Origin of the sequence: Thermosynechococcus sp. OHK43, assembly GCF_014466085.1 — a bacterium.
Classification (GTDB): Bacteria; Cyanobacteriota; Cyanobacteriia; order Thermosynechococcales; family Thermosynechococcaceae; genus Thermosynechococcus.
The window spans coordinates 1-8,706 of record NZ_JACOMP010000228.1; the positions used below are offsets into that span (position 1 = coordinate 1).

Below are 8,706 nucleotides of genomic sequence, written 5' to 3' on the forward strand. Positions count from 1 at the left end.
GATGATCCAGAGGCGATCGCCAGCGAGGTAGCAGACTTGTTTTACCACACCCTTGTTGCCTTGGCCTATCATCGGGTGTCTTTGCGGCAGGTCTATGAGCAGCTGCAGTTGCGGCGGCGCTAGGTGATCGCCTTTTGCCTTGTCAGCCCTGGCTGCCCGTGGCTAAAGTGCTAAGTAATGCTCACTGACTTAGGAATAACAATGGCAAAGCACGTGGTCGTCATTGGCGGCGGCATTGGTGGTCTGACGACAGCAGCCTTGTTGGCACGACGGGGCTACCGCGTCCAACTATTTGAACAGGCCGCCCAATTAGGGGGCTGTGCTTCAACCTTTCAGCGACGCGGCTTTACCTTTGATGTGGGTGCCACCCAAGTGGCGGGTCTAGAGCCGGGGGGGATCCATGCCCAGATTTTGGCTGAATTAGAGATGCCTCTGCCAGCAGCAACCCCCTGTGACCCCGCCTGTGCGGTGTATCTGCCGCAGGAAACAACGCCCATTAATGTTTGGCGCGATCGCGATCGCTGGCGACTAGAACGTCAACGCCACTTTCTGGGCAGTGAGCGATTTTGGCAAGGCCTTGAACAACTATTTGCCATTAGTTGGCGATTTCAGCAGCGGCAGCCAATTTTGCCCCCCCGCAATGGCTTTGATCTGTGGAAACTGGTGCAAGCCCTGCGTCCCGACACCCTCCTCACGGTGCCCTTTAGTCTGATGACGGTAACCGATTGGCTGAATCTCTGTGGTCTGGGGAGCGATCGCCGGCTGCGGCAATTTCTAGATCTCCAGCTCAAGCTCTACTCCCAAGTGGATGCCAGTGAAACGGCATTGCTCTATGGTGCCACCGCTCTCTGCCTTGCCCAGGAGCCCCACGGTCTTTACCATCTCCACGGCAGTATGCAGGTGCTCAGTGATTTGCTAGCCAATGCCCTGCGGCGAGATCGCGGCCAAATCTACACCCGTCATCGGGTGCATTACATTGAAGTCGAGGGAGGGCGTGCCGTCGCCGTACAGGTGGAAAACCTAAAAACAAAAACCTTGGAGCGCGTTGCCGCCGATCACATTGTGGCCAATGTCCCTGCCCAAAACCTGCCCCAGCTCCTTGGCGATGCCCTTCCCCCTGGCTATGCCCGCCGCTTAAAAAGGCTGCCGCCGGCCGCCGGTGCCTTCGTCCTCTACCTGGGAGTGAAGGAGTCCGCCATTCCGGAAGCGTGTCCACCGCACCTGCAATTTCTCTACGATCCTCAGGGGCCAATTGGCGAAAACAACTCCCTCTTTGTTTCTGTGAGTCAGCCCCAGGATGGCCGTGCTCCCGACGGCTATCGCACCCTGATTGCTTCTAGTTTTACCGAACCGAATTTCTGGCGGCAGCCCCACTTAGATTACGCCGCCACCAAGGCACAATATACCCAAACGGCTCTGGAACGCCTCGGGGAATTCTTTGATCTGCGGCCCGAGCACATTGTCCACTGCGAAGCCGCCACTCCCCGCACCTTCTGGCGCTACACGGCACGGATAGATGGCATTGTCGGTGGCATTAGTCAACGCCTGAGCACCTTTGGCCCCTTTGGCTTGGCAAGCCGCACCCCAATTCCCCACCTGTGGTTAGTGGGAGATTCTGTACATCCAGGGGAAGGCACTGCCGGCGTCAGCTACGGTGCCCGTGCCCTCGTCCAACAGGTGGTTGCCAGTGATACCAATTTTGGTAAAAATCACTATAATAGAGGAACACCGAGGCCAATCAATTGATGAGGAAACGGACACGCTGTGTTTGCCACCCTTGCTGCCCCCCACCCCCCCCTCCCCCTTGATCTGGTTGCCGCTATCCAAGACCGGAAGCGGGAACTGAATGCAGTCATTCTGGCGCACTACTACCAAGACCCGGCCATTCAAGATGTGGCCGATTATATTGGTGATTCCTTGGGGCTGTCACGGCAGGCGGCCAGTACCAATGCCGATGTCATTGTCTTTGCGGGGGTGCATTTCATGGCCGAAACCGCCAAGATCCTCAACCCCGATAAGTTGGTGCTGCTGCCCGATTTGGCGGCGGGCTGTTCTTTAGCAGACAGTTGCCCTGCAGACGCCTTTGCTGCTTTTAAGGCGCAGTATCCTGACCATTTGGTGATTTCCTACATCAACTGCTCTGCCGAAATTAAGGCCCTCAGTGACATCATCTGCACCAGTTCCAACGCAGTGAAAATTGTCCAGCAGTTGCCGGCGGATCAACCCTTGATTTTTGCCCCCGATCGCAACCTTGGCCGCTACGTGATGGCGCAAACGGGTCGGCAAATGGTGCTTTGGGAGGGCAGTTGTATTGTCCATGAAACCTTCTCAGAGCGACGTATCCTCGAACTCAAGGCTGCCTACCCCACCGCTCAGGTCATTGCCCACCCCGAATGCGAAGAGGCGGTGCTCCGCCATGCCAATTTCATTGGTTCAACAACCGCCCTGCTTAACTACACCCAAACAGAAGCTTGCGACACGTTTATTGTTGTCACCGAGCCGGGGATTCTCCACCAGATGCAGCGGCGCAACCCTCAGAAAACCTTTATTCCTGCACCGCCTCAGGATCAGACCTGCAATTGTAACGAGTGCCCCTTTATGCGTCTGAACACCCTAGAAAAGCTCTATTTGTGTATGCGCGATCGCCAGCCCCAAATTCAGCTGCCCGAGGACGTGCGCCTTGCTGCCCTCAAGCCCATCCAACGCATGCTGGAAATGTCCTAAGGTTAGATCTCGGCAACTGCTCGCTCAATCAGGCGCCGCGCCAAGGTTTGCACCCCAGTGTGGTAGTAGTAGTTGGTGCTCATGTCTAAAAAAGCACCCAAGTAGTCGAGGTTATCTTTCGAGAGTTCAATAAAGCTTTGCAGACGATTGATCACCTTTTGCGGCGTTAACTCGTGGCTGCTCACAAATTGGCTCATCCACCCCTGCACAGCATTAAAGCTCTGAATAATAAAGCCCAATTGACCGCTGGGATTGCCCCCCGGCACCACAGCACTAATGGCTTTGAAGGTGGGGTTTTCCTGCAAGTCGTTGGGTTGCAAGCTTTGCAGTGTGCCCAAGCATTTGAGGAGAAAGTCAGGCCCTAGGGGAATCAGACCATCAAAGCAGATGAGGGCGGCCATCCGCATGAGGGATTCACCACTGTAGTCGGCAAGGGCCCGCAGGAAGTCACCGAGGCTATCACCGGGAATGCCATTGATTTGACAAAAGGCGAGAATTTCTACAATCAGCTTAAGGCTGAGGTCAAGGGACTGCGCCCGCTCTGGCTTGGGGGTGATTTTGTCTAGGAAACCGAAGAATGAAATTTTCTCACCCACTTTGTTGGCAAGGGCAGCCGCCCCTAGGAGGGCATCGGTATTGTCCACGGTTTGATAGAGCCACAGTGCCCGCTGATAGCCTTGGGATTTGTCATTAAAGAGCTGCACGGCGCGATCGCCAATTTGGCGGATCAGGGCAGGATCCGTTTCCCCCGTCACATGGCGGATCGTGTTATCAAAACCAACGATATTTTGCCACTGCCCCGGGATGATGAAATCCAAGGACTTGAGAGCCATAACAGTAAGACCCCCGGTGGGGAGTTGATCAACGATTTTGTAGATAGGTTCGCTCACGGTTGTCTCCTTAGGGGGCAAGTTGGGCTAAACCAGCCAGATCAAATTTTTCAATCCATTCCTTGCGATCGCTGGCGGTAAAACTGGGATCGCGGGAGAGCACCTTCACCTGATAGCGGTTAGCCACCAGAATTGCCGTTTGCGTTGTCCCCACCTCTACGGCTGGATAGCCGGCAATCTGCATCGTGGTGTTTTGGAACTTGGCTGCCGCCTCAGGGGTGCTAATGGTATCGGCGATGGCCAGCATCGCCAACTCTTTGCCATCTTTTTTCAGCTTAGCCTCGGCAAAGCCCTTTTTCTCTTGGACAAAGATGCGCTCAAAGCCATTCCCTTCCGGCGGAAAGAAGCGATTAAATTCACTGCCTTGGGTGGCTTGGCGACTTACTGCCGCTGGGGCATTGCGCTGGGTGCTCTGCTGTTGCACCTGCTCGTAGGGCGAGGGGGAGGTGGAGGCACAACCCGTGATCAAAAGCGTAAAGGCTAAAACAAGTGCACTCAGCCAGCGAACCATGGCAATACTCAAGACAATAAGCCAATCATAGCCTAGGCGGGGCAGCCCCAGGCTGAGTTCAAAATTCTGTTAATGTCTTGCCACTCGCGATCGCTCAAGGGTTCTGGGGTCAGGCTCACCTGCCACTGCGCCTCAAAGGCGTCCAAGAGAGCCCTTTGCACCACCGGCAAAGGGGGAAGGGACTGCCGATGGGGAACACTGCCAAAGACCTGCTGCCATAGATTGGGGTCAGGGGTAAGGACAATCGAACCGTGCTGAAGGACGCGATCGCCCCGCCAGGCTTGGGCACTGCCAATGACCTTCTCGCCAGTCGGTAAAACTAAATCGGCCACAGTTGCCCGTGCAAAGCAATTGATGGGAGCGTTGGCGCGATAGCGTTCCTGTCCCAACTGCAGTGGCCACCCTAGGCGCTCAAATCCCACCTTCAGAAATTGACACAAATCGGCATAGACCTGCTGCCGCCGTTGCCCTAACCCCCACACCACCAAACTGTAGGTGAGGTCCCCTTGATGTAAAACAGCTCGCCCGCCGGTGGGTCGCCGCACCAGCTCTACAGGTTGCCCTTGCCAGTGCTGGTGTTGCCACTGCTGCGGAATTTGCCGTTGACGGTAGCCAAGGGAAATGGCTGGCGGTGACCAGGTGTAAAACCGCAGACAGGGGCGATCGCTCCCCTGCCAGAGCCAGCAATCCACCGCCATTTGTACCTTCCCCGGCGCTGCAAAAGGGGGAATATAACGCCACATCAACTCGCAGGTGCTTCCTCCGGATGGTAGGCTGCCGCATCCCGCCGACACCCCATATAGGCAAGGATATACAACTCCTTGAGGTCTTGGATCAGCGGATAGCGGGGATTGGCTCCCGTGCACTGATCGTCAAAGGCCAGTTCGGCCATGCTCTCCACCCGCTCATAGAAAGCTTGATCCTCACTGTTGAGAGCCTCCTTAATCGTGGCGGGAATCTCTAACTGGGCCTTCAAATTCTCAATTGCCGCAATGAGGCGCTCCACTTTTTCCTCTGGAGTCGTGCCGCCCAATTCAAGGAAGTCGGCAATTTGGGCATAGCGCTCCTTGGCTTGGGGATACTTGTACTGCGGGAAGATAGCTTGTTTCAGGGGAGCATCGGTGGCATTGTAGCGAATCACATGGGAAATCATGAGTGCATTCGCCAGGCCGTGGGGCACATGGAAGGTGGAGCCCAGTTTGTGGGCCATCGAGTGGCAAACCCCCAAGAAGGCATTAGCAAAGGCCATGCCGCCGATAGTAGCACCATAGTGGACTTTTTCCCGCGCCTGAGATTCGGCAGCGCCCCAGCGATAGGCACGGGGTAGGTAGGTAAAGAGCAGTTTGATGGCCTCTAGAGCCAGTCCCTCCGTAAACTCCGTCGAGAGCACCGACACATAGGCCTCCAAGGCATGGGTCAGCGCATCAATGCCACCATAGGCCGTCAGTTTCTTGGGCATGTGCAGCACCAAGTCGGGATCCACAATTGCCATCGTTGGGGTAAGGGCATAGTCCGCCAAGGGGTATTTAATCCCCACGCGATCGTCGGTAACCACGGCAAAGGGCGTCACTTCTGAACCCGTTCCCGAGGTGGTGGGAATTGCCACTAGGATTGCCTTTTGGCCCAAGGGAGGCAATTGATACACCCGCTTGCGAATATCCATGAAGCGCATGGCCAGGCCGTCAAACTCCACCGTTGGGTGTTCGTACAACAGCCACATCACCTTGGCCGCATCCATAGGTGAGCCACCCCCCACGGCAATAATTACATCGGGTTGATATTGCCGCAGCAACTCTAGGCCGCGCTTGACGGTACTGAGGGTTGGATCGGGCTCCACCTCATGGAAGATGTCGTACTTGATGTCCAGTTCTGCGAGGGTGTGCACAATCGGTTCAGTGATGCCCAAGTCAAAGAGGGGTTGATCAGTCACCAGGAAGGCGCGTTTTTTCCCTGCCAGCTCACGCAGGGCAATGGGCAAACAGCCGGGTTTGAAGTAGATTTTGGGTGGCACCCGGAACCAAAGCATATTTTCCCGGCGATCGCTCACCGTTTTAATATTCAGCAAGTGACGGGGACCAACATTTTCCGATGTGACGTTGCCGCCCCAGGTGCCACAACCAAGGGTCAGCGACGGATCTAACTTGAAGTTGTAGAGATCTCCAATTGCCCCCTGGGAAGAAGGGGTGTTAATTAGAACCCGCGCCGTTTGCAGGCGATATTTGAAATAGGCAATATCATCTTGATTGCGGGGATCGGTATAGAGCACAGAGGTATGCCCCTTGCCCCCAAAATTCACCAACTGGGCCGCAATCTCCACCCCTTTATGGAACTGGGGTGCCCGATATAAGGCCAATACCGGACAGAGTTTCTCATAGGAAAACGGCTCCTGCGGCCCCACTTCACTCACTTCGCCGATGAGTACCCGCGTCTGTGGCGGCACTTGGATATTGGCCATTGCTGCAATGGTGGCTGCCGATTGACCAACAATGGCGGCATTGAGGCGACCATCCTTCAGGAGTAGTTGGGCCACCTGCTGCCGTTCCTCAGGGGAGAGAATGTAGGCACCTCGCCGTTGAAACTCAGCTTTGACCGCGTCATAAATCTCATCAACAACAATCACTGCCTGCTCCGAGGCACAGATCATGCCATTGTCAAAGGCCTTACTGAGGAGAATCGAACTCACCGCCGTGGGAATATCGGCTGTGGCATCAATGAGCACGGGGGTATTCCCCGCCCCGACCCCGATCGCCGGATGGCCAGAGGAATAGGCTGCCTTGACCATGCCCGACCCCCCCGTGGCCAAAATCAGCTTGATCTGCGGGTGCTGCATCAGGGCTTGAGAGAGTTCAATCGTCGGCTCATCAATCCAGCCAATAATATCGGGGGGCGCGCCGGCGGCGACCGCTGCATCCAAGACGACCTTGGCTGCTGCAACCGTACAGCCCTTTGCGCGGGGGTGGGGCGAAAAGATAATGCCATTGCGAGTTTTCAGGGCAATCAGTGCCTTAAAGATGGTCGTTGAAGTGGGGTTCGTGACCGGCACCACACCAGCAATGATCCCCACCGGTTCGGCAATTTTTTGGATACCGAAAATGGGATCATCCTCAATGACGCCGCAGGTTTTTTCATTTTTGTACTTGTTGTAGATGTATTCCGAAGCAAAGTGATTTTTAATGACTTTATCTTCGACAACCCCCATGCCAGTTTCGGCTACGGCTTGTTTGGCCAGGGGAATCCGTGCTTGGTTGGCCGCCATGGCTGCTTGGTGGAAAATGTGATCCACTTGCTCTTGGGTAAATTGGGCGTACTGACTCTGCGCCCGTTGGACGCGCTCAATCAGCCCTTCCAGATCGGCAAGGCTTTGAACGGGTGGGTAACTGTTCAAGGTTGGGGCATTCATGGCCAACTCCTTAGAAAAGCAATTTCTCAAATTGGCAAGTTATTGAACGTTGAGGTCATATTCTCGAAAGAGGGCGATCGCCCGCTGCACCTCCTCTGGACTAGCGGCTGGGGTATCAAAGAGTTCATAGGGCAACCCTAACTGCCGCCATTTGTATTCCCCCATCTTGTGAAACGGCAACACCTCCACCTTCTCAACATTGCTGAGACTAGCCACAAATTGCGCCAACCCCCGCATATTTTCGGGATCATCCGTCAGCCCCGGTACCAAAACAAAGCGGATCCAGGTCGGTTTATGAATCTCATCAAGGTACTTGGCCAACTCTAAGGTGGGGGTAATCGTGACACTGGTGACCCGCCGATAGGTCTCCGGCAGAAAGGATTTGATGTCCAGTAAGACTAAATCAGTGACTGCCACAACTGGCTTCGCCGCCTCGAGAACGACGTAACCTGAGGTATCTAGGGCAGTGTGCAATCCCAACTCGTGGCAACGCTCAAAAATTTCGCGGACAAACTCCGGTTGCATCAAGGGTTCCCCGCCACTGGCCGTCACGCCCCCTTGGCGCAAATAGGACTGATAGTGCTGAATGTCGGCAATCAGTTCATCCACGGTGACGAGCTTCCCCTGATGGGGTTCACGGCAGTCAGGATTGTGGCAGTACAGACAGCGCAGCGGACAACCTTGGGTGAAAATGACATAGCGGATACCGGGACCATCAACCGTGCCACAGGTTTCAACTGAATGAATATAGCCTGTCACCTTTTGTTTTTTGGGTTGTTTTTCAGGGAGTGTCGAAACCATCGTTAGAACCTCGGTGACAACAGATAACTTTTGCTAGCTTTTAGGGAGTTGGCGAGGACCGGCCAAAAGATTCGTTAAAATTTTGATCGCTCTTAAGAAAGTATCCCAGTTAACAAAAACTCAGTGTTGAATGGCTCGCAAAGTCTGGCCTACGGCCTAGGAGCGCGCCTGCTCTACAGGCTTTTGAGTGTCTTCCATCCTTGGGCAAAAAGTGGTAAAGGGCTGAACTTTGGTAAAACAGTAATTTCAGCATAAAGGCAGAAGAATAATTTGGGCGCCGTCTTAATTAACTTTTAGGATTGGTGGTTGTTTTGCAACTTTTTCTAACTTTCCTAACTTAATGAAGAATTTTTAAGTTGATAATACTAGCGGGCGATCGC

7 protein-coding genes and 1 pseudogene are annotated in these 8,706 nt (G+C 54.6%); 3 read left to right on the top strand and 5 right to left on the bottom strand.

Annotated features, from left to right (window positions below; translation table 11 throughout):
- From H8Q75_RS09600 to nadA, 3 genes and pseudogenes are all read left to right on the top strand, one after another.
- Positions 1–123, top strand: a pseudogene (locus H8Q75_RS09600) (bifunctional phosphoribosyl-AMP cyclohydrolase/phosphoribosyl-ATP diphosphatase); the annotation flags it as partial.
- 78 nt (positions 124–201) lie between these two features.
- Positions 202–1,746, top strand: a complete 1,545-nt coding sequence (gene crtD / locus H8Q75_RS09605) for a C-3',4' desaturase CrtD (RefSeq protein WP_297041332.1) — start codon at positions 202–204, stop codon at positions 1,744–1,746.
- Positions 1,747–1,764: 18 nt separating this feature from the next.
- Positions 1,765–2,724, top strand: a complete 960-nt coding sequence (nadA, locus tag H8Q75_RS09610; RefSeq protein WP_297041334.1) for a quinolinate synthase NadA — start codon at positions 1,765–1,767, stop codon at positions 2,722–2,724.
- Positions 2,725–2,726: 2 nt separating this feature from the next.
- On the opposite strand, the gene H8Q75_RS09615 is transcribed toward nadA, so the two are convergent.
- The 5 genes from H8Q75_RS09615 to pflA are packed head-to-tail and all read right to left on the bottom strand — an operon-like array spanning position 2,727 to position 8,326.
- Complete coding sequence (locus H8Q75_RS09615; protein WP_024123982.1) at positions 2,727–3,614, bottom strand: hypothetical protein; 888 nt, start codon at positions 3,612–3,614, stop codon at positions 2,727–2,729.
- A gap of 10 nt (positions 3,615–3,624) precedes the next feature.
- Entirely contained in the window at positions 3,625–4,125 is a 501-nt protein-coding gene (locus H8Q75_RS09620; RefSeq protein WP_200865506.1) for a hypothetical protein, read from the bottom strand.
- 32 nt (positions 4,126–4,157) lie between these two features.
- Positions 4,158–4,868 (bottom strand): lipoate--protein ligase family protein, encoded by a 711-nt coding sequence (locus H8Q75_RS09625; RefSeq protein ID WP_024123984.1) that lies wholly within the window; start codon positions 4,866–4,868, stop codon positions 4,158–4,160.
- Complete coding sequence (gene adhE, locus H8Q75_RS09630) at positions 4,868–7,525, bottom strand: bifunctional acetaldehyde-CoA/alcohol dehydrogenase (RefSeq protein ID WP_297041337.1); 2,658 nt, start codon at positions 7,523–7,525, stop codon at positions 4,868–4,870. The genes H8Q75_RS09625 and adhE overlap by 1 nt, the downstream gene beginning before the upstream one ends.
- A 39-nt stretch (positions 7,526–7,564) precedes the next feature.
- Positions 7,565–8,326: a pyruvate formate-lyase-activating protein gene (gene pflA / locus H8Q75_RS09635; RefSeq protein ID WP_297041338.1), complete on the bottom strand. Its 762-nt coding sequence runs from the start codon at positions 8,324–8,326 to the stop codon at positions 7,565–7,567.
- Between the last annotated feature and the right edge of the window lie 380 nt (positions 8,327–8,706).

Coding starts and splice junctions, on each gene's coding strand:
- pflA (WP_297041338.1), bottom strand. CDS start 8,326: ATGGTTTCGACACTCCCTGAAAAACAACCCAAAAAACAAAAGGTGACA.
- H8Q75_RS09625 (WP_024123984.1), bottom strand. CDS start 4,868: ATGTGGCGTTATATTCCCCCTTTTGCAGCGCCGGGGAAGGTACAAATG.
- crtD (WP_297041332.1), top strand. CDS start 202: ATGGCAAAGCACGTGGTCGTCATTGGCGGCGGCATTGGTGGTCTGACG.
- H8Q75_RS09620 (WP_200865506.1), bottom strand. CDS start 4,125: ATGGTTCGCTGGCTGAGTGCACTTGTTTTAGCCTTTACGCTTTTGATC.
- adhE (WP_297041337.1), bottom strand. CDS start 7,525: ATGAATGCCCCAACCTTGAACAGTTACCCACCCGTTCAAAGCCTTGCC.